28 protein-coding genes and 1 riboswitch are annotated in these 26996 nt (G+C 72.6%); of the genes, 21 read left to right on the plus strand and 7 right to left on the minus strand.

What is annotated here, in order from left to right; genetic code table 11:
• Positions 1–13: 13 nt before the first annotated feature.
• The 15 genes from ACE3QY_RS05380 (at position 14) to ACE3QY_RS05450 (ending at position 14473) form a co-directional block, all read left to right on the plus strand.
• Positions 14–613: a CDP-alcohol phosphatidyltransferase family protein gene (locus tag ACE3QY_RS05380; protein WP_374454982.1), complete on the plus strand. Its 600-nt coding sequence runs from the start codon at positions 14–16 to the stop codon at positions 611–613.
• Positions 606–1490 (plus strand): DUF881 domain-containing protein, encoded by an 885-nt coding sequence (locus ACE3QY_RS05385; RefSeq protein WP_374454983.1) that lies wholly within the window; start codon positions 606–608, stop codon positions 1488–1490. Before ACE3QY_RS05380 ends, ACE3QY_RS05385 begins: the two co-directional genes overlap by 8 nt.
• A complete protein-coding gene (locus ACE3QY_RS05390) occupies positions 1487–1819 on the plus strand; it encodes a small basic family protein (protein WP_056907793.1) in 333 nt (110 codons plus the stop codon). Before ACE3QY_RS05385 ends, ACE3QY_RS05390 begins: the two co-directional genes overlap by 4 nt.
• A complete protein-coding gene (locus tag ACE3QY_RS05395; RefSeq protein WP_374454984.1) occupies positions 1812–2594 on the plus strand; it encodes a DUF881 domain-containing protein in 783 nt (260 codons plus the stop codon). The genes ACE3QY_RS05390 and ACE3QY_RS05395 overlap by 8 nt, the downstream gene beginning before the upstream one ends.
• 46 nt (positions 2595–2640) lie before the next feature.
• Positions 2641–3027 (plus strand): glycine cleavage system protein GcvH, encoded by a 387-nt coding sequence (gene gcvH / locus ACE3QY_RS05400; RefSeq protein WP_374454985.1) that lies wholly within the window; start codon positions 2641–2643, stop codon positions 3025–3027.
• Positions 3028–3125: 98 nt separating this feature from the next.
• The gene (locus ACE3QY_RS05405) at positions 3126–3638 is read left to right on the plus strand and encodes an FHA domain-containing protein (protein ID WP_374454986.1); all 513 of its coding nucleotides are present in this window, start codon (positions 3126–3128) and stop codon (positions 3636–3638) included.
• A gap of 3 nt (positions 3639–3641) precedes the next feature.
• Positions 3642–4382, plus strand: a complete 741-nt coding sequence (locus ACE3QY_RS05410) for a MerR family transcriptional regulator (RefSeq protein WP_374454987.1) — start codon at positions 3642–3644, stop codon at positions 4380–4382.
• A gap of 43 nt (positions 4383–4425) precedes the next feature.
• Positions 4426–4893, plus strand: coding sequence for a bifunctional nuclease family protein (locus tag ACE3QY_RS05415; RefSeq protein ID WP_374454988.1), 468 nt, complete (start codon positions 4426–4428; stop codon positions 4891–4893).
• A 214-nt stretch (positions 4894–5107) separates the two neighbouring features.
• Positions 5108–5719, plus strand: coding sequence for a MerR family transcriptional regulator (locus ACE3QY_RS05420; RefSeq protein WP_374454989.1), 612 nt, complete (start codon positions 5108–5110; stop codon positions 5717–5719).
• Positions 5720–5826: 107 nt separating this feature from the next.
• A riboswitch (glycine riboswitch) is annotated at positions 5827–5933 on the plus strand.
• 62 nt (positions 5934–5995) lie between these two features.
• A complete protein-coding gene (gene gcvP / locus ACE3QY_RS05425; RefSeq protein ID WP_374454990.1) occupies positions 5996–8863 on the plus strand; it encodes an aminomethyl-transferring glycine dehydrogenase in 2868 nt (955 codons plus the stop codon).
• Positions 8864–8966: 103 nt separating this feature from the next.
• Complete coding sequence (locus ACE3QY_RS05430) at positions 8967–10253, plus strand: serine hydrolase domain-containing protein (protein ID WP_374454991.1); 1287 nt, start codon at positions 8967–8969, stop codon at positions 10251–10253.
• Positions 10254–10290: 37 nt separating this feature from the next.
• Positions 10291–11619 carry a glycoside hydrolase domain-containing protein gene (locus ACE3QY_RS05435; protein ID WP_374454992.1) on the plus strand — a complete coding sequence of 443 codons (1329 nt, stop codon included), beginning with the start codon at positions 10291–10293 and terminating at the stop codon, positions 11617–11619.
• Between the two features lie 79 nt (positions 11620–11698).
• Complete coding sequence (locus ACE3QY_RS05440) at positions 11699–12892, plus strand: SHOCT domain-containing protein (RefSeq protein WP_374454993.1); 1194 nt, start codon at positions 11699–11701, stop codon at positions 12890–12892.
• Between the two features lie 22 nt (positions 12893–12914).
• Positions 12915–14180 (plus strand): hypothetical protein, encoded by a 1266-nt coding sequence (locus ACE3QY_RS05445; protein WP_374454994.1) that lies wholly within the window; start codon positions 12915–12917, stop codon positions 14178–14180.
• Positions 14177–14473, plus strand: coding sequence for a hypothetical protein (locus ACE3QY_RS05450; protein ID WP_374454995.1), 297 nt, complete (start codon positions 14177–14179; stop codon positions 14471–14473). The genes ACE3QY_RS05445 and ACE3QY_RS05450 overlap by 4 nt, the downstream gene beginning before the upstream one ends.
• Positions 14474–14491: 18 nt before the next feature.
• Here the strand turns inward: ACE3QY_RS05450 and ACE3QY_RS05455 are convergent, their stop codons facing one another.
• Genes ACE3QY_RS05455 through ACE3QY_RS05475 form a run of 5 tightly spaced genes read right to left on the minus strand, consistent with a single transcriptional unit; the run spans position 14492 to position 22482 of the window.
• Positions 14492–15880 carry a metallopeptidase TldD-related protein gene (locus tag ACE3QY_RS05455; RefSeq protein WP_374454996.1) on the minus strand — a complete coding sequence of 463 codons (1389 nt, stop codon included), beginning with the start codon at positions 15878–15880 and terminating at the stop codon, positions 14492–14494.
• Entirely contained in the window at positions 15880–17400 is a 1521-nt protein-coding gene (locus ACE3QY_RS05460) for a TldD/PmbA family protein (protein ID WP_374454997.1), read from the minus strand. Before ACE3QY_RS05460 ends, ACE3QY_RS05455 begins: the two co-directional genes overlap by 1 nt.
• A gap of 22 nt (positions 17401–17422) precedes the next feature.
• Positions 17423–20419: an AAA family ATPase gene (locus ACE3QY_RS05465; RefSeq protein WP_374454998.1), complete on the minus strand. Its 2997-nt coding sequence runs from the start codon at positions 20417–20419 to the stop codon at positions 17423–17425.
• A complete protein-coding gene (locus tag ACE3QY_RS05470; RefSeq protein ID WP_374454999.1) occupies positions 20416–21594 on the minus strand; it encodes an exonuclease SbcCD subunit D in 1179 nt (392 codons plus the stop codon). Before ACE3QY_RS05470 ends, ACE3QY_RS05465 begins: the two co-directional genes overlap by 4 nt.
• Positions 21595–21654: 60 nt before the next feature.
• Entirely contained in the window at positions 21655–22482 is an 828-nt protein-coding gene (locus ACE3QY_RS05475; RefSeq protein ID WP_374455000.1) for a formate dehydrogenase accessory sulfurtransferase FdhD, read from the minus strand.
• Between the two features lie 186 nt (positions 22483–22668).
• On the opposite strand from ACE3QY_RS05475, the gene ACE3QY_RS05480 reads away from it, so the two are divergent.
• On the plus strand, positions 22669–22812 hold the full coding sequence (locus ACE3QY_RS05480; RefSeq protein ID WP_374455001.1) for a hypothetical protein: 144 nt from the start codon (positions 22669–22671) through the stop codon (positions 22810–22812).
• Positions 22813–22930: 118 nt separating this feature from the next.
• Positions 22931–23374 carry an OsmC family protein gene (locus tag ACE3QY_RS05485; protein ID WP_374455002.1) on the plus strand — a complete coding sequence of 148 codons (444 nt, stop codon included), beginning with the start codon at positions 22931–22933 and terminating at the stop codon, positions 23372–23374.
• On the opposite strand, the gene ACE3QY_RS05490 is transcribed toward ACE3QY_RS05485, so the two are convergent.
• On the minus strand, positions 23361–24077 hold the full coding sequence (locus ACE3QY_RS05490) for a peptidylprolyl isomerase (protein ID WP_374455003.1): 717 nt from the start codon (positions 24075–24077) through the stop codon (positions 23361–23363). The two genes, ACE3QY_RS05485 and ACE3QY_RS05490, sit on opposite strands and share 14 nt — an antisense overlap.
• Positions 24078–24102: 25 nt before the next feature.
• On the minus strand, positions 24103–24942 hold the full coding sequence (locus tag ACE3QY_RS05495) for an aldo/keto reductase (protein WP_374455004.1): 840 nt from the start codon (positions 24940–24942) through the stop codon (positions 24103–24105).
• 90 nt (positions 24943–25032) lie between these two features.
• On the opposite strand from ACE3QY_RS05495, the gene ACE3QY_RS05500 reads away from it, so the two are divergent.
• The 4 genes from ACE3QY_RS05500 (at position 25033) to ACE3QY_RS05515 (ending at position 26674) form a co-directional block, all read left to right on the plus strand.
• Positions 25033–25365, plus strand: coding sequence for an ArsR/SmtB family transcription factor (locus ACE3QY_RS05500; protein WP_374455005.1), 333 nt, complete (start codon positions 25033–25035; stop codon positions 25363–25365).
• Positions 25362–25865, plus strand: a complete 504-nt coding sequence (locus ACE3QY_RS05505) for an SRPBCC domain-containing protein (RefSeq protein ID WP_374455006.1) — start codon at positions 25362–25364, stop codon at positions 25863–25865. The genes ACE3QY_RS05500 and ACE3QY_RS05505 overlap by 4 nt, the downstream gene beginning before the upstream one ends.
• An 89-nt stretch (positions 25866–25954) precedes the next feature.
• Positions 25955–26122, plus strand: coding sequence for a hypothetical protein (locus ACE3QY_RS05510; protein ID WP_374455007.1), 168 nt, complete (start codon positions 25955–25957; stop codon positions 26120–26122).
• Between the two features lie 9 nt (positions 26123–26131).
• Positions 26132–26674: a PH domain-containing protein gene (locus ACE3QY_RS05515; RefSeq protein WP_374455008.1), complete on the plus strand. Its 543-nt coding sequence runs from the start codon at positions 26132–26134 to the stop codon at positions 26672–26674.
• Positions 26675–26996 lie beyond the last annotated feature (322 nt).

The raw sequence follows: 26996 nt of genomic DNA on the forward strand, positions 1-26996 counted from the left end.
TAGGGTTCGGGGCGTGTCCGAGGAAGCGACCCGCGTCTGGACCGTGCCGAACATCATCAGTCTGGTGCGGCTGGCCGGCGTGCCCCTGTTCCTGTGGCTCGTCCTCGGTCCCGAGCAGGACGCCGTCGCTCTCGCCGTCCTGATGATCGCGGGCTTCACCGACTACCTCGACGGCTGGCTGGCCCGGCGCCTCGACCAGTACTCCAAGCTCGGCGAGATCCTCGACCCGGTCGCCGACCGCCTCTACATCCTGGCCGTCGTCGTGGGGTTGTTCCTGCGCGACATCATCCCGTGGTGGGTCGCGATCGCGCTGCCGCTGCGCGACCTCTTCCTGTGGGGACTCGTCCCCTTCCTGCGCACCCGCGGGTTCTCCGCGCTCCCGGTCCACTTCCTCGGCAAGGCCGCCACGTTCAACCTGCTCTACGCCTTCCCGCTGCTGCTGCTGGGGGAGGGCACCGGCGTCGTCGCGACGCTGGCCCGCAACTTCGGCTGGGCGTTCGCGTGGTGGGGCATCGGCCTCTACTGGTGGGCCGGGGTGCTGTACGCCTGGCAGGTGCGCACGCTGCTGCGCGAGACCCCGCGCCGTACGTCACCGGCGAGCGACCATGGCTGACACCCGCGAGCACCCGGCGGCGGGCAGCCGGCTCCCCGAGCACGTCACCACGCCGCTGCTGACGCTCGTCACCGCGCGGTCGATGGACGAGGACTACGCGCACGTCGCCCAGAAGCGGGCCGCGGCGGGGGAGGCGCCGTCGCAGGGGCGCCGTCCGCACTGGATCAGCCTGGTGGCCGTGGCCGCGCTGGGCATCATGGGTGCCGTGGTCGCCGCGCAGACCGACCGTGAGGCCGAGGTCAACGAGCTGAGCCGGGCCGCCCTGCTCGAGCAGATCGAGTCCACCCGCGTCGAGGTGCGCGACCTGCAGGGCCGGGTCGCCGAGCTGACCGGGGCCAACCAGTCGGTCGCCAGCGGCAACACCCGCACCCAGGCCCAGCTCGACGACCTCGAGGCACGGGTGCGCCGCGCCGAGCTCAACACCGGCTACGCGGCCGTGCGCGGACCGGGCGTCCGCATCACGGTCGACAACCGGCCGGGCGTGGACGTCGACACCGAGATCCGCGACGAGGACCTCGCCGTCCTCGTCGACGGGCTGTGGGAGGCCGGCGCCGAGGCGATCGCGATCAACGACCAGCGGCTCAACGTGCTGGGCGGCATCCGCAACACCAGCCGCGCCGTCCACGTCAACGGTCGCCCGGTCAACGCGCCGTACGTCGTGTCCGTCATCGGTGACAACAAGACCCTCCAGGCGCGCCTGCTGCAGACCAGCGAGGGGCAGGAGTGGTTCGCCCTCGTCAACGGCCTGGAGTTCCTCTACTCGGCCGAGAATGTCGACGACATCCGCCTGCCGGCTGCGCCGGAGCCCGACCTGCGTGGTGTGATCGAGCTCAACGCGGAGCCGGACGGCCAGACGGGAGAGGGGAGCGCGCCGTGATTGCTGCCCTGGGACTGCTGTTCGGCATCATCGCCGGCCTGGTCTTCGCACCCGACGTGCCCCTGAGCCTCCAGCCCTACCTCCCCATCGCGGTCGTGGCGGCGCTCGACGCGGTCTTCGGCGGCCTGCGGGCCTACCTCGACGGCATCTTCGACGACAAGGTCTTCGTGGTGTCGTTCGTCAGCAACGTCGTCATCGCCGCGGCGATCGTCTACCTCGGTGACCAGCTCGGCGTCGGCGCCCAGCTGACGACCGGCGTCATCGTCGTGCTCGGCATCCGGATCTTCTCCAACGTGGCCGCCATCCGGAGGCACGTCTTCCATGCCTGACCCCGAGCTGCCGCAGGCCCGCACACCGGATCCCGAGCCCGGCGCGGAGCAGGGTGACACCGGCCGCGAGCGGCTGCGCGGCGCCGTCGTGAAGCCGTCGCGGCGCCAGGTCGTGGTCGCGGTCCTGCTGGCGGTCCTCGGCTTCGCCTTCGTGGTGCAGGTGCGCGACACCAAGGCGAACGACACCTACGCCGGGCTGCGCGAGAGCGAGCTGATCCAGGTGCTGGACGGCCTGACCGGGACGGCCGAGCGCGCGCGGCGCGAGGTCGACCGCCTCGAGAGCCGTCGCGACGAGCTGCAGGACGAGTCCCGCGCGCGCTCGGCGGCCCTCGACGAGGCCGAGCAGCGGGTGCGCACCCTCAACATCATCGCCGGCCTGGTGCCGGTCTCCGGGCCCGGCCTGCGGGTCACCGTCACCGAGTCGACCAGCCGGGTCGCCGTCGGCTCGCTGCTCGACATGGTCCAGGAGCTCCGGACCGCGGGCGCCGAGGCGATGGAGTTCAACGACGAGATCCGGCTCGGTGCCGACAGCTCCTTCCAGAACGCCGTCGGCGGGATCGAGCTCGACGACCAGCTGCTCGAGCCGCCGTACGTCCTCGACGTGATCGGCGACCCGCACATCCTCCGGACCGCCCTCACCTTCTCCAGCGGACCGGTCGAGACCTTCGCCGAGGACGGTGCCACGGTGGACATCGAGGAGCTCGAGTCGGTCGAGGTCACCAGCGTCCGCGAGGCCGCTCGACCCGACTACGCAGAGCTCGCCACGGGCCAGTAGCCTGCGCGAGAACCGACCTCACCGTCCCGACACCCGAGGAGCCACCGTGTATCCGGAGAACCTGAAGTACACCAGCGAGCACGAGTGGGTCCGCACGCCCGGCGACGCCGAGGGATCGGTCCGCATCGGCATCACCGACTTCGCGCAGGACGCGCTCGGCGACATCGTGTACGTCTCCCTGCCGCAGGTGGGCGACTCCGTGACCGCGGGGGAGACCTGCGGCGAGCTGGAGTCGACCAAGTCGGTCAGCGACATCTACGCCCCCGTCACCGGCGAGGTGGTGGCGACCAACGGTGCCCTCGACCAGACCCCCGAGCTGGTCAACAGCGACCCCTACGAGGCCGGCTGGCTGTTCGAGGTCGCCGTCTCCGACCCGGCGCAGGTGGACGGCCTGCTCGACGCCGCCGCCTACCAGGCCGGGCTCGACGGCTGATTCGCCGGGACTCCCGAACCCGGTGCTGGTAGGTTCGGGGCAACCGTCAACCTCAACCCTCGGCTGAGGGTTCAGCGTCGATCCGTCGAGGAGTTTCCATGCCGTTCTGCACCGCCTGTGGCAAGCAGAACCCTGACGATGCCCGCTTCTGTGCCCAGTGCGGCACCAAGCTGCTCGGCGGGGAAGACACCGGTGCGTCGCCGGTGGAGACCACCGCCACCATCACGTTCGGCGCCCCGGACCAGCGCGAGTCCTCGGACCGCCAGCTGAGCGCGGTGGACGCCGCCGCCGTCGACGCGCTACCCGCCGGGCACGCGCTGCTCGTCGTGCAGCGGGGGCCCAGCGCCGGGTCGCGGTTCCTCCTGGACACCGACGTGGTGGGCGCGGGTCGCCACCCGGACAGCGAGATCTTCCTCGACGACGTCACCGTCTCCCGGCGGCACGCCGAGTTCCGCCGCTCTGGCACCGGCTACTCGGTGAGCGACGTGGGCAGCCTCAACGGCACCTACGTCAACCGCGACCGCATCGACTCCGTCGAGCTCAACGACGGCGACGAGGTCCAGATCGGCAAGTACCGGCTCGTCTTCTTCTCGTCCCACCCGGACAGCTGATCCGTGAGTGCCTCGACGCCTGCGAGCTCGAGTCGCGGCGCCCGCTTCAACATCGGGCAGGTGCTCGACCAGCTCCGGCCCGACTTCCCCGGGGTGACCATCCCCAAGATCCGGTTCCTCGAGGACAAGGGGCTGGTGAAGCCCGAGCGCACCGCCGCGGGCTACCGCAAGTTCTCCGGCGACGACGTCGCCCGGCTGCGCTACATCCTGCTGATGCAGCGCGACCACTACCTCCCGCTGAAGGTGATCGGCGACCACCTCGACGCCATCGACCGCGGCATGGAGCCGCCGCCGATCGAGTCGGTGGTGCCGACCGTGCCGAAGGTCGCGCTCAGTGCTGACGGCCTGCCCAGCCCCGAGTCGTTCCGGCGCACCAGCGAGCTGCGCCTCTCCCGGCGCGAGCTGCTCAAGGTGGCGGACATCTCGGAGGAGCTGCTCGGACAGCTCGAGCAGTTCGGCCTGGTCAGCGCCCGCACCGGCACCGGGCACTTCGACAGCGACGCCCTGGTCGTCGCCCAGACCGCCCGCGAGCTGGCCGAATTCGGGTTCGAGCCACGCCACCTGCGCGCGTTCAAGACGGCCGCCGACCGGGAGGTCGGCCTGGTCCAGCAGGTCGTCGCGCCGCTCGCCCGCGGGCGTGACGCGGCGGCTCGCGGGCGCGCCGAGGACGCCACCTCGGAGATCGCCGCGCTGTCGGTGCGGCTCCACGCCACCTTGGTGAAGGTCGGCCTCGACCGGGGATAGCCACCCTCGACGGGGCTTCACCGCTGGTGAGTAGGGTGGAGGCATGCGGGAAATGGACGTCGTCGGTGTCCGCGTCGAGATGCCTTCCAACCAGCCGATCGTGCTGCTGCGCGAGGTGACGGGCGAGCGCTACCTCCCCATCTGGATCGGGGCGGTGGAGGCCACCGCGATCGCCTTCGCCCAGCAGGGCGTCACGCCGCCGCGACCGCTCACCCACGACCTGATGCGCGACGTGCTGGAGGCGACGGGGCAGCGGCTCGACGAGGTCCGCATCGTCGACATGCAGGAGGGCATCTTCTACGCCCAGCTGGTCTTCGACGGGGGAGCCGAGGTCGGCGCCCGTCCGTCGGACTCGATCGCTCTCGCCCTGCGCACCGGGAGCCGCATCGTGTGCGCCGAGTCGGTGCTGGAGGAGGCCGGGCTCGCAGTGCCGGCCGAGCAGGAGGACGAGGTCGAGCGCTTCCGCGAGTTCCTCGACCACGTCTCGCCCGACGACTTCGAGTCCCACTAGCTCCGGTGTCCTCCGGGAGGCAACCCTGACCCTCATGTTGAGGTTGAGGGTTGCGACACGCCGCTCCGTGGATGGACAAGCCGAAGCCTCAGGCTTACCTTGAACTGTCTCTGTTGTAACTCCACCGCTGTGGTTGCCCGTTCCTCCGGCGCCGACGCGGATCCTTCCCCCCAGGAGTTACCGCACAACGGAGGAACTGACCTGGAGGGTCGCTGTGGGTAGCAACGAGAACGAACAGGGCACGGACGCCGCCGGGATCACCGCTGCGGCGGAGGCGGCAGAGCTCGCCGAGGAGCAGGGCCTGCTCTTCGACGACGACGTCTCGCCACTGCCCAGCGACACCGGCTACCGCGGTCCCACGGCGTGCAACGCCGCCGGCATCACCTACCGCCAGCTCGACTACTGGGCCCGCACCGGGCTGGTCGAGCCGAGCGTCCGCGGCGCCGCCGGCTCCGGCTCGCAGCGGCTCTACTCCTTCCGCGACATCCTGATCCTCAAGGTGGTCAAGCGGCTGCTCGACGCGGGCATCTCCCTGCAGCAGATCCGCACCGCGACCGCCCACCTGCGCCAGCGCGGCACCGACGACCTGACCCGCGTCACGCTGATGAGCGACGGCGCCTCGGTCTACGAGTGCACCAGCAACGACGAGGTCATCGACCTGCTCCAGGGTGGCCAGGGCGTCTTCGGCATCGCGATCGGCGGCGTCTGGCGCGAGATCGAGGGCACCCTGGCCGAGCTGCCCAGCGAGCGCGCCGCCGAGGAGCCCGCCGAGCCGGTCGCCGGCGACGAGCTGGCCGCCCGTCGCGCTGCTCGCCAGACCGGCTGACACGCTCACCCAGCCTCGCCCCACAGCCTCGATCCTCCGACGAAGCCGCCCGCGACACCGGGCGGCTTCGTCCATTTCTGTTGCGTATCGCTAAACTCGTGGTGCTGACATCCCGCACGGGAGAGTCGTCGCGCTCGGTCGTGAGGCCGAGGCGGTGCGCCGAAGGGGCAATTCCTCCCCGGAACCTCTCAGGCACCCGGACCGTGCGGGTTGGCACTCTGGAGGCCACCGGGCTGACAGAGGGGGAGGTCCAGCCAGTGACCTCTGGGAGACTCCGTGACGGACGCCACCTCCAGCCCCTCGACCGTGACCGCCGCCAGCGCGCTGGGGGAGTTCGTCCCCCGCCACATCGGCCCCGACGACGCGGCTGTCGCGCACATGCTCGCCGCGATCGGCCACGACTCGCTCGAGTCGCTGATGGCGGCCGCCGTCCCCGGCGGCATCCGGACCGCGGCCGCGCTCGACCTGCCGGACCCGCTCGACGAGGAGGCCACGGCTCGCGCGCTGCGCACCCTCGCCTCGCAGAACCGTCCGGCCGAGGCGATGATCGGTCTCGGCTACCACGGCACCATCACGCCGCCCGTGATCCGCCGCAACGTGCTCGAGGACCCGTCCTGGTACACGGCGTACACGCCCTACCAGCCCGAGATCTCCCAGGGCCGCCTCGAGGCGCTGCTCAACTTCCAGACGGTCGTCGCCGACCTGACCGGGCTGCCCACCTCCAACGCGTCGTTGCTGGACGAGGGCACCGCCGCGGCCGAGGCGATGACGCTCGTGCGCCGCGCGCAGCGCAACGCCGCGGGTCCCTTCGTGGTCGACGCCGACGCCCTCCCGCAGACCATCGACGTGGTCCGCACCCGCGCCGAGGGGATGGGCATCGAGGTCGTCGTGGCCGACCTGACCGCCGGGCTCCCCGAGGGTGACCTGTGCGGCGTCCTCGTGCAGTACCCCGGTGCCTCGGGCGCGGTGGTGGACCCCCGCCCCGTGATCGACGCCGCCCACGAGCGCGGCGCGCTGGCCGTGGTGGCCGCCGACCTGCTGGCACTGGCCCTGCTCGAGGCGCCCGGCACCCTCGGCGCGGACGTCGTCGTCGGCTCGTCGCAGCGCTTCGGCGTGCCCCTCTTCTACGGCGGGCCGCACGCCGGGTTCATGTCGGTCTCGGCCGGCCTCGAGCGGCACCTGCCCGGACGGCTCGTGGGCGTCTCCGTCGACGCCGAGGGCCGGCCCGCCTACCGCCTCGCGCTCCAGACCCGCGAGCAGCACATCCGCCGCGACAAGGCGACGTCGAACATCTGCACCGCCCAGGTGCTGCTCGCCGTCGTCGCCTCGATGTACGCCGTCTACCACGGGCCCGAGGGCCTGCGCCGCATCGCGCAGCGCACCCACGACCACGCGTCGCGCATCGCCGCGGCGCTGCGTGCCGGGGGAGTGGAGGTCGTCAACGACACGTGGTTCGACACCCTGACGGTGGCCGCGCCGGGACGCGCGGGCGAGGTCGTGGCGTCGGCGCGGACGATGGGGCTGCACCTGCGCCTGATCGACGAGGACCACGTCGGGCTCTCGGCCTCCGAGCGTACGTCCGCCTCGACCGTCGCCGCGGTGCTGCGATCCTTCGGCGTGGCCGCGGTGGACGAGTCGACCAGCGGCCTGCCCGACGGGCTGCACCGCACGACCGAGTTCCTGACCCACGAGGTGTTCAACTCGCACCACAGCGAGACCCAGATGTTGCGCTACCTGCACCAGCTCTCGGGCCGCGACTACGCGCTCGACCGCGGCATGATCCCGCTGGGCTCGTGCACGATGAAGCTCAACGCCACCACCGAGATGGAGCCGGTGAGCCTTCCGGGGTTCGCCGACCTGCACCCGTTCGCGCCGGCGCAGGACGCCACCGGCTACCGCGAGCTCGTCGACGACCTCGAGGCGTGGCTGGCCGACGTCACCGGCTACGACAAGGTCTCCGTCCAGCCCAACGCCGGCTCCCAGGGCGAGCTCGCCGGGCTGCTGGCGATCCGCGGCTACCACCGCGCCAACGGCGACGTGGACCGCAACATCTGCCTGATCCCGTCGTCCGCCCACGGCACCAACGCCGCGTCCGCGGTGATGGCGGGGATGAAGGTCGTCGTGGTCAAGGCCTCCGACGACGGCTCGGTCGACCTCGACGACCTGCTCGCCAAGTGCGACCAGCACGCCGACACGCTCGCCGCGATCATGGTGACCTACCCCTCGACCCACGGCGCCTACGAGGACACGATCACCGACCTGTGCAAGATCGTGCACGACCACGGCGGCCAGGTCTACGTCGACGGCGCCAACCTCAACGCACTGCTCGGCTACGCCCGGCCGGGCGAGTTCGGCGGCGACGTCTCGCACCTCAACCTGCACAAGACCTTCTGCATCCCGCACGGTGGCGGCGGCCCCGGGGTCGGCCCGGTCGCCGTGGGTGCCCACCTCGCGCCGTACCTCCCCTCCCACGGCTGGCACCCGGACGTGGAGAAGCGCCAGGGCATCGGCCCGATCAGCGCGGCGCCCTACGGCTCCGCCGGGATCCTGCCGATCACCTGGGCCTACATCCGGATGATGGGCGCCCAGGGCCTGACCCGCGCGACCGCGGTGGCGGTGCTGTCGGCCAACTACATCGCGCACCGGCTCGAGGAGCACTTCCCGGTGCTCTACCGCGGCCACGGCGACCTGGTGGCCCACGAGTGCATCCTCGACCTGCGGGGCCTCACCAAGGCCAGTGGCGTGAGCGTCGACGACGTGGCCAAGCGCCTCGTCGACTACGGCTTCCACGCCCCGACGATGTCGTTCCCGGTCGCCGGGACGCTGATGGTCGAGCCGACCGAGTCCGAGGACCTGGCCGAGATCGACCGGTTCTGCGACGCGATGATCGCCATCCGCGCCGAGATCGCCCGCGTCGAGGCGGGGGAGTGGACCCCGGAGGACTCGCCGCTGCGCCACGCGCCGCACACCGCCCGTGCGCTGGTGGGCGAGTGGGAACGCTCCTACTCCCGCGAGCTCGCGGTCTTCCCGCAGGGCATCGACCCCGACAAGTACTGGCCGCCGGTGGCGCGGATCGACCAGGCCTACGGCGACCGCAACCTGGTCTGCGCCTGCCCGCCGCCTGAGGCGTTCGCCGAGAACTGACGGGTGGCTCTAGGGTCGCTCGGGTGAGCGAGCGGAGCGAGCGAGCCATCGAGCACAGGGTGACACGTGCCTCATGTGCGCACGGAGCGAAGCGAGTACGTGCATGAGTATCCAGCGGCAGCGACTCCTGGACGTGGCCCAGGCCGAGGGCCGGCTGACCTCGGTGGTCGGCGCGGTCTTCGACCGCTACGGCGCGGTGTGGGCCGGCGGGGCCGGGCAGGCGCCCGGCCTCGACGGCCAGTACCGCATCGGGTCGATCACCAAGACGCTCACCGCGGTCCTGGTCATGCAGGCCCGCGACGAGGGCCTGCTCGACCTGTCCGACCCGCTGTCCGCGCACCTGGGCGACGTCGGCTACGGCGAGGTGAGCATCCGCGACGCGCTCGCCCACTCCTCGGGGATGCAGAGCGAGCCGCGGGGGCCTTGGTGGGAGCGCAGCCGCGGCGGCGACTTCGCCGCCCTGGCGGCGGCCAACGACGGCACCGGCCGCGTGGCCGGCGCAGGGGAGTGGTTCCACTACTCCAACCTCGGCTACGGCCTGCTCGGTGAGGTGGTCGCCCGCCGCTTCGGGGCGCCGTGGCGGGTCCTCGTCGCGGAGCGGCTGCTCCGGCCGCTGGGCATGCGGTCGACGTCGTACCTCCCGCGCCCGGGAGCGCAACCCGGCTGGAGCGTCGACCACTTCACCGGCGTCCGGGTGCACGAGCCGCTGACCGACACCGGCGCCATGGCCCCGGCCGGGCAGCTCTGGTCCACCCTGGCCGACCTCGTCACCTGGGGCCAGGTCCTCGGCGGCGCCCGGCCCGACGTGCTGGCGGCGTCGACCCTCGAGGAGATGCAGCGGCCGGTCACCGCCGACTACGGGCTCGGCCTGATGCTCGGCCTCCACCCGGGCGGCCGGCTGGTCGGCCACAACGGCTCCATGCCGGGCTTCCTCGCCGCACTCCACGTCGACCCGGGCAGCGGCATCGGCGCAGCGGTGCTCGCCAACGCCACCACCGGGGTCAACCCGCGCGACCTCGCCGTCTCGCTCATCGAGGGAGACCCCGACGCAGACGACGACCGGCCGCAGCCGTGGCGTCCGACGATCGCGCTCCCGACCGAGGTGCACGGTGTCCCGGGGCTGTGGTTCTGGGGCAACACGGCGTACGACGTGCGCTGGCACAACGACGGCCTCGAGCTGCGGGCGATGGCGAGGGGCGGCGTGGTCACCGACCGCTTCGAGCTGGTCGACGGCGTGCTGGTCGGCGTGCTGGGCTACCACCGCGGAGAGCGGCTCGACGTCGTACGGAATCCCGACGGGACGATCCGCAACCTGGAGTGCGCGACGTTCGTCTACACCCGGACGCCGTACGACACCGGCGTCGACATCCCGGGCGGGCACCCGCGCTAGGGTCCAGCCCACACCAGACTTCTCGGGGGAGAAACACATGCACGTCGCACCTGCCCGCACCGCCGTCGTGGTCGCGGTCCTCGTCGCCTTCTGCGCCACGCTGCTGACCGGCGGCACTGCGAGTGCCGCCGGGCGGGGCAAGGACGGGCTGACCGGCTACGCCTTCGACGCCCGTTGCGCGCCGACGCAGGAGCAGATGGACGCCTGGCTGGCGTCGTCGCCGTTCTGGGGCGTCGGGGTCTACATCGGCGGCTCGACCGCGTCGTGCCGCACCACCGCCACCGACCCGGGCCAGCCGCACCTCGACGCCACGTGGGTGGCGACGCAGCGTTCCCGCGGCTGGCGGGTGCTGCCGATCTGGGTCGGCCCGCAGGCGTCGTGCCAGACCACCTACGGCGACCTGATCGACGCGAACCCCGCCGGCTCGTACGCCGCGGCCGACGCACGCGGGCGCGCCGAGGCCACGGCCGCCGTGACCCGCGCCCGCGAGCTCGGCCTGCCGTCCCGCACCACGCTCTGGTACGACCTCGAGGGCGGCTTCGACGTGGCGAACGACGACTGCCGGCGCTCGGCCCTGCGCTTCCTGAGCGGCTGGACCTCGGCGCTGCACGCCAACGGCTTCCGCTCGGGCGTCTACTCGAGCGTCTCGGCCGGCATCCACGCCCTCGACAACGCCGACAACATCTCCGCCGGCTCCTACGAGATGCCCGACCAGGTCTGGTACGCCTGGTACAACGGCCGCGCCGACGTCGACATCGACCCGCAGTGGGTGCGCGGGAGCAGCTGGGAGGGCGAGCGGATCCACCAGTACGAGGCGCACACGACGGCGACCTACGGCGGCGTCGCCCTCACCATCGACCGCAACTTCCTCGAGCTCGACGGCGGCTCGCCAGCGCCCCGCTCGACGCGGGCGTGCGGCCGGACCACGGTCGACTTCGGCTCATACCCGCGCCTGCGCGCTGGCAGCAAGGGTGACCGCGTCGCGGCGCTGCAGTGCCTGCTGAGGAAGAACGGCCGCTACCGTGGCCGGCTCGACGGCACGTACGACCGCGACGTGGTGCGTGCCGTGACGAGCTACCAGCGCCGCCACGACCTGCGTCGGACCGGGAAGGCCGACCGGGCCACGTGGATGGCGCTGTTCGCCCAGGGGTCCGGGCCCCTGATGAAGGTCGGTTCGGCAGGCGAGTCCGCGCTGCGCCTGCAGCGGGCGCTGCGCGCCTCCGGGGCGCGCTCGGTGAAGCCCACCGGCGTCGTCGACGACCGGACGGCGAAGGCCGTGGCCCGCTTCCAGCGACGGGTCGGACTCGACACCACCGGCGTCGTCACGCCCGAGACATGGGTGGCGCTCCAGACCGGAGCGCGCTGACTCCGAATCACCCGCCCCGGCGCCTCGTCGGGCGCTAGTGTTGCCGCCGCGCACTCGCATCCACCAGAGGGGAACGGGCATGGGACTCTTCCAGGCTGTCAGCGGAGCCATCGGCGGGACGCTCGCCGACCAGTGGCTCGACTTCTACGGCGTGCCGGACGGGCTCCCCGCGACCGCGGCGCTTTTCCCGGCGGTGGCCAAGGGCCAGAACGCCGACCGCGGCAGCAACACCCGCGGCTCCGACGGCGTGATCACCAACGGCTCCAAGATCGTGGTGCCCGAGGGCTACGGCCTGGTGCTGCTCGAGGACGGCGCGTTCACCGGCTTCGCCGCCCAGCCCGGCGGCTACATCTGGGACTCCGAGGAGACCGCGTCGCAGTCGGTCTTCTCCGGGGGCGGACTGGTCGACTCGATCATCAAGCAGAGCTGGGAGCGCTTCAAGTTCGGCGGTCGCCCGGGCTCGCAGCAGACGGCGATCTTCGTGGCGCTCAAGGAGCTGCCCAACAACCGCTTCGGCACGCAGTCGGAGATCTACTGGGACGATGCCTTCCTCAACACCCAGGTCGGCGCCATCACGCGCGGCACCTACACCCTGAAGATCACCGACCCGCTGACCTTCATCCGCAACTTCGTCTCCGCCTCCGTGATCAACGGCCACGCGGTCTTCGACTTCACCGACATCGACAACCCGGCAGGCGAGCAGCTGTTCAACGAGGTCGTCGGCTCGCTCGCGCCGGCGTTCTCGATGTACACCAACGACCCCGCCAAGGGGAACCGGATCGCCCGCCTCCAGCAGGACTCCATCGGCTTCGCCCAGTCGCTGTCTGCGGCGGTCGAGGAGAACTACCGGTGGCGCACGGACCGCGGGCTGGAGATCGTCAAGACCGCGATCATCTCGATCGAGTACGACGAGAACACGCGCGAGCTGCTCAAGAACGTCCAGCGTGCCGACGCCCTGTCGGGCTCCCGCGGCAACTCCAACCTGCAGGCGTCCGTCGCCGCGGGCATCGAGTCCGCCGGTGAGAACGCCGGCCCCGGCGGCCTGATCGGGATGGGCATGGCCACCGGAGGGATGGGCCTCGGCGGTCTCCAGCAGCCGACCGGCCAGCCCGCCCAGCCCGCCGCGCCTGCCGCCGCCGCGCCCGCGGCCCCGGCCGCACCGGCCGCGGAGGACCCCGTGGCGGTGCTCAAGCGCGCCAAGGAGATGCTCGACGCCGGCCTGATCACCCAGGAGGACTACGACGCGGCCAAGGCGAAGGCGCTGGGTCTCTGACGGGTCTGCACAGGTCGCCGAGATGACGCAGGACGCCACCCCGCCCCGCGAGCCGGGCAGCTCGCCGTTCGACGGGCCGCCGCTCTCGTTGGAGGAGGAGCTCGCCGCGGCGCGCGCCGAGCCCGAGCCCGGCCCGGACATCGAGACGGTCAACGAGTCCCTGGCCGACGGCGTCAACCGCTGCCCCCGGTGCGGCTCGACCGACGTACGCCTGCGCGGGTCGACCGGGATGCTGATCTGCCTGTTCTGCCGCCACGAGTGGCAGGAGGCGCGCGTCGAGGAGGAGCTCGGCCTCGGTGAGGGGATCGACGACCTGCGCGGGACGGTGATCGCCGGGGGAGCGCGGGACATCGCCGCAGACGCAGGCGACGTCCTCACGCTCAAGTGCGGCGGCTGCGGCGCGGAGGTCGTCGTCGACACCGCCCACGCGATGAACGCGCGCTGCCACTGGTGCCGGCACACGCTCAACGTCAACCAGCAGCTGCCCAACGGCGCGGTGCCCGACGCGGTGCTGCCGTTCCGGCTGACCCACGCGGAAGCGGTCGAGAAGATCCGGGAGTTCGCCTCGAAGCGGCGCCTCTTCGCCCACCCGCGCTTCAAGGAGGAGTTCGTCCCGGAGAACGTCCTCGGCGTCTACCTGCCCTACCTGGTCATCGACGCCAACGCGCACGCGGCGTACGGCGGGGTGGGCGAGGTCCAGACCCGGCGCTGGACCGAGAAGCAGGGCGACAGCACCGTCACCTACTACGCCGCGGACGTCTTCCGGGTCAACCGGTCCGTCGCCTTCACCGTCGACGACCTGACGATCGAGGGATCGGCCGACCGCGCCGAGATGGACAGCTCGACGACCAACAACATCGTCAACACGATCCTGCCCTTCGACACGAAGAACGCCGTGAAGTGGAACTCCAGCTACCTCGTCGGCTTCACCAGCGAGAAGCGTGACCTCGACGTGGGTGACCTGCAGCCGGTCCTCGAGGACCAGCTGCTCTCGATCGGCCGGTCCCAGGTCGAGTCGTCGCTCGCGGAGCTCGACCGTGGCGTGCGGTGGGAGCAGGAGCAGATCGACGTGGGCGGCTCGCGCTGGGTCTCGATGTACCTGCCCGTCTGGCTCTACTCCTACTACCAGGAGGACACCAGGATGCTGCACTACATCGCGGTCAACGCCCGCACCGGGGAGACGATGGGCAGCGTCCCGGTCTCGCAGTGGCGGCTCGTGCTCGCCGCCCTGACGGTCGGGACGTTCCTCGAGGGCATCGCCGGCGCGCTGCTGGTGGCGTGGGCATGAGCGCCCTCCTCGGCCCCGGCCTCGTCGACGTCGTCGTGATGGCGAGCTCCGACGGCCCTCCGGTGTGGCTCCTGGCCGCGGGTCCGGCGGGTGCCGTGGCGACGTACTGGGCGTTGTTCCGCTACTACCGCAACACCGACAAGTCGCACGCCTACGAGCGCGACACGATCATCACGGCCGAGCAGGTGCAGGGCGGGCAGGACAAGATCGACCACATCCGCAAGACCCGCAAGTCCGGGATCGACGGCGACAACAGCAGCGACCACCGTCGCCGGGTGCAGCGGCTGCGCTGACCCGGGCGGCCGGGTAGGTCAGACGCCCTGCGAGACGCTCGACATGTTGAAGTCGGGGATCCGCAGGGCGGGCGTGGCCGTGCGCGAGAAGTAGTCGTCGCCCCACTCGCGGCTGAAGCTCGGCACCGAGGTGGTCGCCGCGCTGAAGCGGTTGAGGAGCTCGATCGGGCTCTCGTTCCACCGGAAGTTGTTGGCCGCGCCCACGATCTCGCCGTCCTCGACGACGTAGACACCGTCGCGGGTCAGACCGGTGAGCAGCATGGTCTGCGGGTCCACCTCCCGGATGTACCAGAGGCAGGTGAGCAGCAGGCCGCGCCGGGTGCCCGCCACCAGGTCGTCGATCGTCCCGTCCCCGTCGCCGACCTCGAGCACGAGGTTGTCGATCATCGGGGTGACCGGCTGGCCGGTCATGCCCGCGGAGTGGCGGGTCTGCAGGAGACCGGTCAACAGCCCGTCACGAATCCAGTCGGTGCGCTCGAGCGGCAGCCCGTTGTCGAAGACCGAGTCGGTGTTGTCGGACGCGCCCGCGACCACGAACGGCGCGCACTCCAGGCCGGGGTACGCCGGGTCGGAGAAGAGGCTCACGCCCGGGGCGGCGACCTTGTCGTGGATCCGGGTGCCGCCGCCGCGCCGGCTGTAGACCGACTCGCCCTCGTGCGCCACCCGCGCGCCGGCGCCCCAGTAGGCGTCGATCATCAGGTCGGCCACCGAGGACGGGGGCAGGATCGTGTCGTAGCGGCCCGCGGGCAGGTCGATGCGCCGCTCGGCCCACGCCAGGCGCTGGGCGACGCCGGCGGCCATCGCGGCGGCGTCGACGTCGCGGAAGTCGCGGGTGGCCCCACCCACCCAGGCGCTGCGGGTCAGCGAGGAGTCCTTCGCCGTGCACGCGTAGTGGCCGGTGGGCTGCACGTGGCGCAGCCGCAGCCCGCGGGTCGAGCCGAGGTAGGTGGTGGTGACGTCATGGTTGACGAAGCCGTAGAGCAGGCGGTCCTCGGCCTGCGCCTGGCCGAACGCCTCGCCGAGCGCTGGCGCGAAGGACTGGTAGACGCCGATGTCGGTGGTCCCGGGCTCGACGGCCCAGTCGGGGGAGGTGGCGTCGGCGACCAGCTCGGCGGCGTCCTCGGCAGGCGAGCCGGCGCGGGCCGCGGCGTCGGCGGCCTCGACCAGCGCGGTGACCTGTGCGGCCGTGGCGGCGCTGCCGGACACCGAACCGGTCGCGATGCCGCCCGCGACGGACGCGAAGCTCACGACCGTCACCGACACCTCGGTCATCACGCCGTTGGTCGTCAGCGTGTTGTTGGCCCACCGCAGGTTGGCGCTGGTGACCTCGCGGACGATGGCGACGCAGTCGTCCGCCGTCGACGTCGCCAGCGCGTGCTCGACGAGCTGCTGGGGTGTGGTCGTCATCAGTTGCCTGCCTCGTCGATCGTGTTGAGGATGTTCACGCCGCGGAAGAGCGCGGACGGGCAGCCGTGGCTGACCGCCGCGACCTGGCCGGGCTGGGCCTTGCCGCAGTTGAAGGCACCACCCAGGACCCACGTGTCGGGGCCGCCGACGGCCTCCATGGACCCCCAGAAGTCGGTGGTGGTGGCCTGGTAGGCGACGTCGCGCAGCATCCCGTCCAGCTTGCCGTCGGTGATCTTGTAGAACCGCTGGCCGGTGAACTGGAAGTTGAAGCGCTGCATGTCGATCGACCACGACTTGTCGCCGACGACGTAGATGCCGCGCTCCACGCGGGAGATCAGGTCGTCGGTGGAGAGGTCGTCGGTGCCGGGCATCAGCGACACGTTGGCCATCCGCTGGATCGGGATGTGGCCGGGGGAGTCGGCGTAGGCGCAGCCGTTGGAACGGCCGTCGTTCAGCTCGGGCTTGAGGTGGGCCATCGCCCGGTCGAGCTGGTAGCCGACGAGGAGGCCGTCGCGGACGATGTCCCAGGCCTGCGTCTGCACGCCTTCGTCGTCGTAGCCGACCGTGGCCAGGCCGTGGTCCTGGGTGCGGTCGCCGCGGACGTTCATGACCGGTGAGCCGTAGCGGAGCGTGCCGAGCTTGTCGTAGGTGGCGAACGACGTGCCGGCGTAGTTGGCCTCGTAGCCCAGCGCGCGGTCGAGCTCGGTGGCGTGGCCGATCGACTCGTGGATGGTGAGCCAGAGGTTGGAGGGGTCGACGACGAGGTCGTACGACCCTGCCTCGACGCTCGGCGCCTTGAGCTTCTCGGCCAGCAGGTCAGGGACCTCGGCCAGCTCGGCGTCCCAGTCCCAGTGCTCGCCGGAGAGGTACTCCCAGCCGCGGCCGACGGGTGGGGCGATCGAGGCCATCGAGTCGAAGATGCCGGTCTCCGCGTCCTCGCCGGTCGCCTCGAAGCCCGGCTGGAGCCGGACCCGCTGCTGGGTGGTGCGGGTGCCGGTCAGGTCGGCGTAGTACTTGTTCTCCTGCACCTGCTGGAGGAACGCCGTGGCGTGGGCGACGGCGGCGCCGGCGCGCAGGCGCTCGGTCCAGTCGACCAGGAGCGCGGCCTTCTCGGGCGTGGGCACCTCGAGCGGGTTGACGTCGTAGCCGGAGATCCAGGTGACGTCATCGTGGACGGGCTCGGGCGCGAGCTCGACCGGGACCGTGGTCATCGCTGCGGCGACCTTCGCCACGGCGACCGCGGTCTCGGCCACCCGGCGCGCCTCGTCGTCGGTGAGCACGACACCGGAGGCGAAGCCCCAGGCACCGCCGTGGACCACGCGGACCGCGAAGCCGAGGTCCTCGGCGTCGCTGGCGGTCTGCAGCACGCCGTCGCGGGCGCCGAGGTACTGGTAGCGGTTGCGCTCGAAGCGGAAGTCCGCGTGGCTCGCGCCGAGCTCCTGGGCTCGGGCCAGGGCCACGTCGCCGAGGCGACGGTGCGGCAGGTCGGTGAAGGTCGGGTCGAGCCCGGGCGCACTCATGGCAGGAACCTATCGAAGCGGGTCAGGACGTGCGGAGCGACACCCGGCTGCCGTGGCGCCCGCGGTGGACGCGCAGCTGCGTGGGGATCCGGGTCTGGAGCTCGGGCACGTGGCTCACGACGCCGACGACCCGGCCACCGTCGCGGAGCGTGTCGAGGGTGTCCATCACGTCCTCCAGCGTGTCGGCGTCGAGGGAGCCGAACCCCTCGTCGACGAACAGCGTGTCGAGGTCGGCGCCACCGGCCTCGTCGGTGATGACGTCGGCGAGGCCGAGGGCGAGCGCCAGCGACACGACGAAGGTCTCGCCGCCCGAGAGCGTCGCGGGGTCGCGGCTGTCGCCGGTCCAGTCGTCGCGCACCAGCAGGCTGAGCCCGCCGCGGGTCTCGCCCGCCCCGCGCCGACCGGTGTGGACGAGGGAGTAGCGCTGGTCGCTCATCGTCGAGAGCCGCAGGTTGGCCGCGTCGACGACCTGGCCGAGGCGGTGGGCGAGGACGTAGGCGGAGAGCCTCATCTGCAGGCGGTTGTCGGGGTGCTTGCCCTCGACCATCGCCGCGAGGTCCGCCACCCGGTCGAGGTCGTCGCGCACCGGGAGCCAGGCGTCCAGCGCCGACTCGACATCGCGGGCGAGACCGTCGAGTCGTCGCCGTCGCTCGTGCAGCCGCGCCTCCTCAGCCCGGGTCGAGGAGGCCTCGTCGCGGGCCCGGTGGAGCTCGTGCGCAAGCCGCTCGAGGTCGGGCGGCTCCGCCTCGGCGGCCCTGCGGAGGTCCGGGTCGGCGAGCTGCTCGTCGACCCGTGCGACCTCGCGGTCGTGCTGCGCGAGCCGCGCCTGGAGGGCCGTGAGGTCGTCGGGCCGGAGCCAGGCGCTGGCCGCCTCGGCCGCGGTGGCGAAGCCCGCGTCGGCCGCCGCCCGGTGGGCCGCATCCTCGGCCCGCTCGGCGTCGCCGTGCGCCCGCACCAGGGCGGCCGAGGCGTCGAGGCAGCGGGTGGCGAGCGCCTCGATCGCCCGGAGCCGGTCGGCGAGGTCGTCGAGGTCGGTGTCGGGGTCCGCGTCGCCGGGCAGGGCGGCGCGCACCTGCTCGTGCAGGATCTCGACACGCGAGCCGAGGACTGCTGCTTCGGTGTCCTGCCGGGCGGCCGCGGCGGCGAGCGTGTCGCGCTCGCCCGCCAGCGACGCGATCTGCTCGCCCAGGGCCGTGCACCGCGCGGCCAGGGCGTCGGCCGCGGCTGCCTCCTCGGCGGACTCCTCCAGCGCGGCTGCGACCCCGGCGCGCGCGGCGCGGAGGTCGGCCAGCCCGGCCCCGGCCTCGGCGACGGCGGCCGCCTGCTGGGCGGACAGGCCGCGCACCTGCTGCGCGTGGGCCTCCACGACCGCCTCGAGGTCGTCGACCGCACGACGGGCGTCGCGCTCGGCGGCCTCGTCGGGTGCGCCGGGTGCCGGGGACGCGGGGGACGGGTGGTCGGCCGAACCACAGACCGGGCAGCAGGCTCCGACGGCGAGCTTGCCGGCGATCTCGGCGGCCATCCCGTCGAGCCGGAGCTCGCGGATGGTCACGAGCACCTCGCGCGCCTCCAGGCGCGTCGCGGTCGCCTCGCGCAGTGCGTGCTCCGCGGCGGCGAGCTCGGTCGCCAGCCGCTCGGCCGTGGAGGCGGCGGCGATCCGGGACTCGACCACCTCCAGCTCGGACCGCAGCGACGAGACCCGGTCGCGGGCGCGGGTGGCCGACTCGAGCTGCGGCGTCAGCTCCGCGAGCCGGGCGGGGAGCTCGTCGGCACGGACGGCGAGCTGCTCGAGCGCGGTGCGGGTGTCGTCGCGCGCGGCCGTCAGGTCGGTGAGCTCAGCGGTGAGCGCGACGGCCTGCTGCCGGAGCGGCCGGACCCGTGCCAGGTCGGTGAGGGTCCGGGTGGTGGCGCGGAGGTGCTCGGCGACGCGCTGGTCGTCGAGGTCGCCCTCGTCGAGAAGCCCGGAGAGCTCCGCGCGGGCGCCGTGCAGGTCCTGCTCGGCTCGCTGCTCCGCAGCATGGGCGGTCACCGCCACGTCGTGGAGGGGGCGTACGCCGATGGCGCGCTGGGCCGCGTCGGCCTGCTGCGTGCGGACGACGTGGTCGTCGTGCTCGGCCTCGAGCGCGGCGGCCGCCTGTCGGGCGGCGGCGTGCGTGGCCCGCAGGCCGGCGAGCTCGGTGCCGGCCTGCGCGGCGCGCGCGGCGGCCGCCTCGCCGGCCACGGCTGCCTCGACCCGGACCGCGTGGGCCGCGGCTGCCTGCGAGGTCGCGGCGGCGAGCTCGTCGACCCACGCGGTGAGCACGCCCGGGTGCTGGGACCAGTCGTCGGGAGCGTGGACGGAGCCGACCTCGCTGATCCGGCTGACCAGGTCGGCGACCGCCGTCTGGTGGGCCTCGGAGCTGCGCCGCAGCTCCACCCGCCGGTCGCGCAGCCACCTCTCGACCCGGTCGAAGCGCTCGGTCTGGAACACCTGCTGGAGCAGGGCGTGCCGCTCCTCGGAGCGGGCCCGCAGGAACGCCTGGAAGCGGCCCTGGGGGAGCAGGGCCACCTGGCAGAACTGGGGGAGGGTCATCCCGACGAGGCGGGTCACCAGGTGACCGGTCTCGTCGAGGCGGGTGCTGAGCGGGTGCCACAGGTCGGTGCCGTCGGGGGCGGGGCGACGCTCGGAGATGACCACGCGCGCCTGCTCGGTCGTCGTGCCGGTGCCGCGCTTCTTGGGGCGCGTCCACGCGGGTGAGCGGTCGATGCGGAACCGCCGCCCGGAGAGCGTGGCCTCGAGGACGACGCGGGGCGTCACGTCGTCGCCCGCGTGGTCGGACCGGAGCCGCTTGGCGGTGGCCCGGTCGCCGGGCACGTCGCCGTAGAGCGCGAAGCAGACCGCGTCGAGGACGCTGGACTTGCCGGCACCCGTGGGACCACTGAGGAGGAACAGCCCGGCGGCGGACAGGGTGTCGAAGTCGATGCGGACCCGGTCGGCGAACGGGCCGAACCCGGTGACCTCGAGGTGGTGGAGCCTCATGCGCCACCTGCGGGCGCGGGGGACCCGACGAGGACGTCCTGGTCGGGGTCGTGGCAGCAGGCGTCGACCGCCTCGAGGAGCAGCGCCGACTCGGCGTCGCTCGCGGGCACGCCCCGGGCCTGCTCGAGGAAGTCGAGGGTGACGCCGTGGTCGCTGCGCCCGGCGGCCGGCGGCGCGGGGGCGTGTCCCTCGGAGACGTGGGCCGGGAACTGGAGCACGAGCGTGTGCGGGAAGCGCCGGCGCAGCTGCTCCATCGCGCGAGCGGGCCGCGGCACGTCGGTCACCGTGGCCTGCACCCAGTCGTCCTCGCGGTCGGCGAGCGCCGGGTCGCCCAGGAGGTCGACCAGCGTGCCCGTGAGGCGGGACAGGCGCCGCGGCACGGGCGCGTCGACCCAGTGCGCGGCGGAGAAGCCGCCGGCATCGAGCTCGACCAGCCACGAGCCCTTGGCCTGGTCGGCCTCGGAGAAGGAGTAGGCCAGTGGCGAGCCGGAGTAGCGCAGGCCGTCGGCGAGGACGTGCGGGCCGTGGAGGTGGCCGAGCGCGGTGTAGTCGATCCCGTCGAACGTGCTGGTGGCGACGCGGGAGACCCCGCCGACGCTGATGTCGCGCTCGGACTCGCTCGGGGTCGCTCCGGCCACGAACGCGTGGGCGAGCACGACGGAGCGGGTGGACGACGGGCGCGCGGCCAGGTCGCGGCGCACCCGCGCCATCGCCTCGCCGAGGGCCGCCTCGTGGCTGCGGTGGCTGAGGCCCCAGGGCTCGAGCAGCGCCGAGGGATCGAGGTAGGGGAGTGCGTGGATCGCCACGTCACCGTGCTCGTCGCCCAGCATCACCGGGGTGCCGACGGTGGCGGCGTCGGTGCGCACGAAGACGCCCGCGGCGTCCATCAGCCGGGAGCCGAAGCCGAGCCGCTGCGCGCTGTCGTGGTTGCCGCTGCTCACGACGACCTGCGCGCGGGAGCCGGCGAGCCGCGCGAACGCCTCGTCGGCGAGCGCGACCGCGTCGACGTGGGGGAGGGCGCGGTCGTAGACGTCGCCGGAGACGACCACGACGTCGACCCGCTCGGCCTCCACCACCTCGAGCAGGTGGTCCACGAACGCCGCCTGGTGCCCGAGCAGGCCCTCGCGGTGGAAGGACCTCCCCAGGTGCCAGTCGGAGGTGTGGAGGATGCGCACACGACGAACCTAGGCGGCCGCACCGACAGCGCCGGGCCACCACGCCGCGGGTGTGGCCGGTCAGCCGTAGTGGACGGTCCGCCCGGCCGAGCTGAAGCCCCAGAGGTCGATGCCCGCCTCCCGGGCGAGCGCCGCCGCGAGGCTGGTCGGGGCGCCGACGGCCACGATCGCGCCGATTCCGCTGGCCGCCGCCTTCTGCACCAGCTCGAAGCCCACGCGCCCGCTCAGCACCAGGCACGCCGCGCCCGGGGCCTCGCCGGCCAGCACGCGCGCGCCGACGACCTTGTCGACCGCGTTGTGCCGGCCGACGTCCTCGCGCACGACCAGCACGGTGCCGTCCGCGTCGGCGAGTCCGGCCGCGTGCACGCCCCCGGTCCGGTCGAAGAGCGACTGCCGCTCGCGCAACGCGTCCGGCAGGCGACGTACGACGTCCGCGTCGGGGCGGGGGCCCGACCACGGGTGTGCGGCCCGGACGGCCAGCGCCTCGGTCACGCTGTCCTTGCCGCACACGCCGCAGGCCGACGACCCGGCGGACGCGGCCGCGTGCCGGTGGGGGAGCTCGACGCCACCGGTCACGGAGACCGTGACGACGTTGAGCTCCTGCTCCGGGGTGAGGTCCACGTCGGTGCAGTAGGCGACCCGGGCGAGCGAGCCCGGCGTCGCGAGGCCCTCGTTGACCACCCACCCGGCGGCGAGGTCGAAGTCGTGGCCGGGGGTGCGCATGGTGACCCACGCGCGCCGGGCGTCGAGCCCGCCCGCGGCCACCCGGATCTCGAGCGGCTCCTCGGTGGCCAGCCGGTCCTCGCGTGCGATCTCGCTGCCCCGGCCGTGCTCGACGACGCGGGTCCTGACCGACGGGCCGGGCCGTCGTACGCGCTCGCTCGTCACCCTCCGACCCTAGCCCGCGAGGCCCCGCGCTGGTGTCCGAGATCACCCCTTCGGCGATGGGGGACGGGAGATTCTGCGGCCGTAGAATGTAAGAGCCGCAAAGGAGCGGCTACTTCTTACACAACGACGTGTAGGACGTCCCGATGCTCATCACGTGAGGGTCCCCCCTCGAGAGGAAAGATCTCCATGACCACGCAGCTGCACCTCGCCTACAGCCTCGTCGACGCGCGGGCTCGCTCGGCGGAGGACCGTGCCCTCCTGCGCACCGTGGAGATCGCCCGTCGTGAGGAGCGCCGCGCCCGTCGCGCCGCGCGTCGCGCCACGCGCTGACCCAGCGCGACACTCGTCCGACCCCCCCACGTCGGACCCGGCCGCACGGCCCGGCCGCGTGCCGGGCGCTGCGGCGACCGGCACCCTGCTCGATCCCCCCTCTGGCAGGGTGTCGGTCATGACCGACGAGACCTCTCCCGACCTGCGCAGCGTCGAGCTCACCCGCATCGGGCACGCCCGGTTCAAGGCCACGAACGCCCGTGGCGGTGAGACGTTCTTCGGCACCGGGGGAGAGGACCCCGACTTCACCCCGGTCGAGCTGCTCCTGGTCGCGATCGCGGGCTGCAGCGCGCTCGACGTCGAGGCGATCACCCACAAGCGCGTCTCCAGCACGACGTACGACGTGCACGCAGAAGGCCGCAAGGTCCGCGACGAGCACGGCAACCACCTCGTCGACCTGCGCGTGACCTTCGACGTCCGGTTCCCCGACGGTCCCGACGGGGACGCTGCACGGGAGCGGGTCCAGGGCGCGATGGAGATGTCGCGCGACCGGCTGTGCACCGTCGCCCGGACGGTGCAGCTCGGCGCCGCGATCGACTACGAGCAGGTCAGCCGATCGTGACCTTCTCGATGGTGACCGCCTTGTTGGGGGCGCCGCCGCCTGCGGGGTGGGCGCCGTCGTTGCCCTCCTTGGCGATCGCGTCGATGACCTCGAGGCCGGCGTCGTCGATCGTGCCGAAGGTGGTGTAGCTCGGCGGGAACTGCGAGTCGCGGAAGACCAGGAAGAACTGCGAGCCGTTGGTGTCGGGCGCGCCCGTGTTGGCCATCGCGATCGTGCCGGCCCCGTAGGTCTCGTCGCCGGTGAGCTCGTCGGCGACGGTGTAGCCCGCGCCGCCGGAGCCGGTGCCGGTCGGGTCGCCGCACTGCAGGATCCCGAAGCCCTCCTGGTCGCCGATGCGCGGGCACGGCGTGTCGTCGTAGAAGCCCTGCTCGGACAGCGACACGAACGAGTTGATGGTGCACGGGGCGTCGGCGCGGTCCATGGTCAGGGTGATGTCGCCGAAGTTGGTCGTCATCACGGCCGTCACCGTGCCCTCGGCCGGTGCGTCGGCGGACGGCGCGTCGACGTCGCGCGCCGGGTCCTGGCCGTCGGCGGGGTAGTCGCAGGAGGTCGTCTCACCTGACGGCGACTCGCTCGTCGACTCCGACGTGCTCGCCGCCGGGTCCTTCGCGGTGTCCGAGGCGTCTCCGTCGCCCTCGTTGCCGCAGGCGGCGAGGGCGAGCACGGACAGGCAGGCGGCCACGGTGGCCAGGCGCTTCAGCATGGCGCCGAGGATAGCCAGCGGCCGTTCACATCTCCTCGTGGGTGTCGGGATCCCCGCCGAAGAGACGTCCGTCCGCCTCGGCGAGGCCGGAGACGGCCGCCACCTCGGCGTCGGTGAGCTCGAAGCCGAAGACGTCGAGGTTCTGCGCCTGGCGCTCGGGGTCGGCGGACTTCGGGATGGGCAGCGACCCGAGCTGCACGTGCCAGCGCAGGATGACCTGGCCGGGCGTGACGCCGTGGGCCTGCGCGGCAGCGGTCACGGCGTCCTCCTGGAGAGGTGCGCGGCGCTTGCCCATCGGGCTCCACGCCTCCGTGCGGATGCCCAGGCCCTCGTGCACCTCGCGCATGTGGTCCTGCGGGAAGCGGGGGTGCAGCTCGACCTGGTTGACGGCGGGGACGACGCCGGTGTCGTCGATGATCCGGGTCAGGTGCTCCTCGGTGAAGTTCGAGACGCCGATCGAGCGGACCAGCCCGTCCTTCTGGAGCTGGACGAGCGCCCGCCACGCCTCGACGTACTTCCCCTGTCTCGGGTTGGGCCAGTGGATGAGGTGCAGGTCGGTGCGCTCCAGCCCGAGCCGGCCCAGCGACTCGCGCACCGACGTGATCGCGTCGTCGTACGCGTGGTGGCGTCCGGGGATCTTGCTGGCGACGAGCACCTCGTCACGCGGCAGCCCGGAGCGACGGATCGCCTCGCCCACCTCGGTCTCGTTCTCGTAGTTCACCGCGGTGTCCACGAGCCGGTAGCCGGCCTCGAGCGCGCCCACGATCGCAGCCGTGCCGTCCTCGCCCTTCAGCGGGTACGTCCCGAAGCCGATCGCGGGGATCGTGGTGCCGTCGTTGAGCGTGTACGTCGGTGTGGTGGCCATGGCTCCAACGTAGGACGCGCGGCAAGAGGTGCGCCGCAGCATCCCATGTGTACCCTTGCGGGTACGTACACGGTGAGGTACATTCGGCTCATGGACGCGGTACTGCAGGCGCTGGGGGACAGCAGTCGGCGCACGATGCTGGAGATCCTCCGCGACCACCCGGCCACCGTCACCGAGCTCGCGGCCGCGCTGCCCATCGCGCGGCCCGGGGTGTCCCGGCACCTACGGGTGCTCCGCGAGGCGGGGCTGGTGTCGGTCGAGCACGATGCGCAGCGCCGCATCTACAGCCTCCGTCCCGAGGCCCTGGTCGAGGTCGACGAGTGGCTGGAGGGCTACCGGGCTCTCTGGCGGCACCGCCTCGACGCCCTGCACACCGAGGTCGCGCGCGGAAGGCGTGCGCGACGGACCGAGGAGGACTCGTGAGGACACTGGGAACGCTGCACCGGATCGACGACGAGAGGGGAGCGGTCCGCGTCGAGGAGGTCTACGCCACCGACGTCGACGACCTCTGGGAGGCGTGCACCGACCCTGACCGGCTCGTGCGGTGGATCGCGGACGTCTCGGGCGACCTCGTCCTCGGTGGGTCGTTCACCGCCCGGTTCACCAGCGGCTGGGAGGGCTCGGGCCGCATCGACGCCTGCGAGCGTCCGCACCGGCTCCTGGTCACCACGTGGGAGGACGAGAGCCGCGAGCAGGAGTCCACGCTCGAGGCCACGCTGGTCGCGGTCGAGGGCGGCACCCGGCTGGTCATCGAGGAGCGCGGCGTGCCGGTCGACCAGCTCGCGGCCTACGGCGCCGGGTGGCAGGTCCACGCCGAGGACCTGGCCGCCCACGTCGCCGGCCGTGAGCGCGACCCCGACGAGGCGCGGTGGGTCGACATGGTCCCGGTGTACGCCGACATGGTGCCCGCCGCTGGTGGGTAGGCCCGGGCGTGCCTCACCCCTTCCGGTGAGGCGTTCTGGTAGGCATGTCCGCGGCCCATGCCGTCGACACACTCGGGAGTCACTCATTCATGGACGCCAAGAAGCTGCTGCTTGCCCTCGGGGTGGTCTTCCTCGGGTTCTGGATGTTCAACGACCCCAACGGGCTGGCCGAGACCGCCGGCACGAGCGCCGATGCGGCGTGGGGGATGGCCACCCAGCTGTTCCAGGCCCTGATCCGCTTCTTCGGCGCCCTCTAGGACGCGCCGATGCTGGCCGGACCCGACATCAGGAGGCACCTCCTGCGCGAGGAGGGGGAGGTGATCGTCGACGAGGTCCGGCACCACTGGATCGTCTACGTCCTTCCCGGGCTGGAGGCGGCCGTCGGCGTGGGGCTCGTGCTGTGGTGCGCGGTGGTCCGCGCCGACCTCGCCTGGGTGCCGTTCTCGCTCGGCCTCGCCGTCCTGTCGCACGCCTGGTGGCGCGCGATGCGCGAGCACCTGGACCGCTTCGTGGTGACCAACATGCGGGTCTTCCGCGTGCACGGGGTCCTGTCGCAGCAGCTCGCGACGATGCCGCTGTCGCGGATCCTCGACATCACGGTCCGCAAGCCGCTGCACGGTCGGCTGCTGGGCTTCGGGCACTTCTGCTTCGAGTCGGCCGCCCAGGAGCAGGGCCTGCGCGACATCCGCTACGTCGGGCACGTCGACCAGCGCGACCTGGCGATCCAGCGCGTGGTGCAGCGCTCGGGGCTCCGCGGACCGCGGACGCCGGACGGTCGGCCGCGGGTCCCGGAGGACTGGACCGCGTGAGCACGCCTCGGCTGTTCTTCGTCCTCGAGGCGGGTCCGAGGAGGGGAGCCCCTCTCGCTCAGGATCTCCTCGCTAGTGGACAGCCTGCGTATCAAGACTGGGCGTGTTCTCGGCTTCCGACTCGGCGATCCGCGTCAGGTCGGTGAGTGACCGGGGTTTCGCGACGAGGGTTCGACGCGGCCCTCAGCCGTTTTGTGGTCGACCCCCTCGGTCGCCTTTCGACGAAGCGTGGCTTGGCACTAGCGGCGACCGAACACGACGTTGTCTCGCATGGGTTGACGGTGCCGTCAACCCATGCGGAGCGTGACCCGACACCGCCACA

This window comes from Nocardioides sp. (assembly GCF_041913365.1).
Lineage (GTDB): Bacteria > Actinomycetota > Actinomycetes > Propionibacteriales > Nocardioidaceae > Nocardioides.

Bases quoted from the DNA above. Each gene is read 5' to 3' on its own strand.
- ACE3QY_RS05385 (WP_374454983.1), top strand. From the start codon at position 606: ATGGCTGACACCCGCGAGCACCCGGCGGCGGGCAGCCGGCTCCCCGAG.
- ACE3QY_RS05395 (WP_374454984.1), top strand. From the start codon at position 1,812: ATGCCTGACCCCGAGCTGCCGCAGGCCCGCACACCGGATCCCGAGCCC.
- ACE3QY_RS05405 (WP_374454986.1), top strand. From the start codon at position 3,126: ATGCCGTTCTGCACCGCCTGTGGCAAGCAGAACCCTGACGATGCCCGC.
- ACE3QY_RS05415 (WP_374454988.1), top strand. From the start codon at position 4,426: ATGCGGGAAATGGACGTCGTCGGTGTCCGCGTCGAGATGCCTTCCAAC.
- ACE3QY_RS05430 (WP_374454991.1), top strand. From the start codon at position 8,967: ATGAGTATCCAGCGGCAGCGACTCCTGGACGTGGCCCAGGCCGAGGGC.
- ACE3QY_RS05435 (WP_374454992.1), top strand. From the start codon at position 10,291: ATGCACGTCGCACCTGCCCGCACCGCCGTCGTGGTCGCGGTCCTCGTC.
- ACE3QY_RS05440 (WP_374454993.1), top strand. From the start codon at position 11,699: ATGGGACTCTTCCAGGCTGTCAGCGGAGCCATCGGCGGGACGCTCGCC.
- ACE3QY_RS05445 (WP_374454994.1), top strand. From the start codon at position 12,915: ATGACGCAGGACGCCACCCCGCCCCGCGAGCCGGGCAGCTCGCCGTTC.
- ACE3QY_RS05450 (WP_374454995.1), top strand. From the start codon at position 14,177: ATGAGCGCCCTCCTCGGCCCCGGCCTCGTCGACGTCGTCGTGATGGCG.
- ACE3QY_RS05455 (WP_374454996.1), bottom strand. From the start codon at position 15,880: ATGACGACCACACCCCAGCAGCTCGTCGAGCACGCGCTGGCGACGTCG.
- ACE3QY_RS05460 (WP_374454997.1), bottom strand. From the start codon at position 17,400: ATGAGTGCGCCCGGGCTCGACCCGACCTTCACCGACCTGCCGCACCGT.
- ACE3QY_RS05465 (WP_374454998.1), bottom strand. From the start codon at position 20,419: ATGAGGCTCCACCACCTCGAGGTCACCGGGTTCGGCCCGTTCGCCGAC.
- ACE3QY_RS05480 (WP_374455001.1), top strand. From the start codon at position 22,669: ATGACCACGCAGCTGCACCTCGCCTACAGCCTCGTCGACGCGCGGGCT.
- ACE3QY_RS05485 (WP_374455002.1), top strand. From the start codon at position 22,931: ATGACCGACGAGACCTCTCCCGACCTGCGCAGCGTCGAGCTCACCCGC.
- ACE3QY_RS05490 (WP_374455003.1), bottom strand. From the start codon at position 24,077: ATGCTGAAGCGCCTGGCCACCGTGGCCGCCTGCCTGTCCGTGCTCGCC.
- ACE3QY_RS05495 (WP_374455004.1), bottom strand. From the start codon at position 24,942: ATGGCCACCACACCGACGTACACGCTCAACGACGGCACCACGATCCCC.
- ACE3QY_RS05500 (WP_374455005.1), top strand. From the start codon at position 25,033: ATGGACGCGGTACTGCAGGCGCTGGGGGACAGCAGTCGGCGCACGATG.
- ACE3QY_RS05510 (WP_374455007.1), top strand. From the start codon at position 25,955: ATGGACGCCAAGAAGCTGCTGCTTGCCCTCGGGGTGGTCTTCCTCGGG.
- ACE3QY_RS05515 (WP_374455008.1), top strand. From the start codon at position 26,132: ATGCTGGCCGGACCCGACATCAGGAGGCACCTCCTGCGCGAGGAGGGG.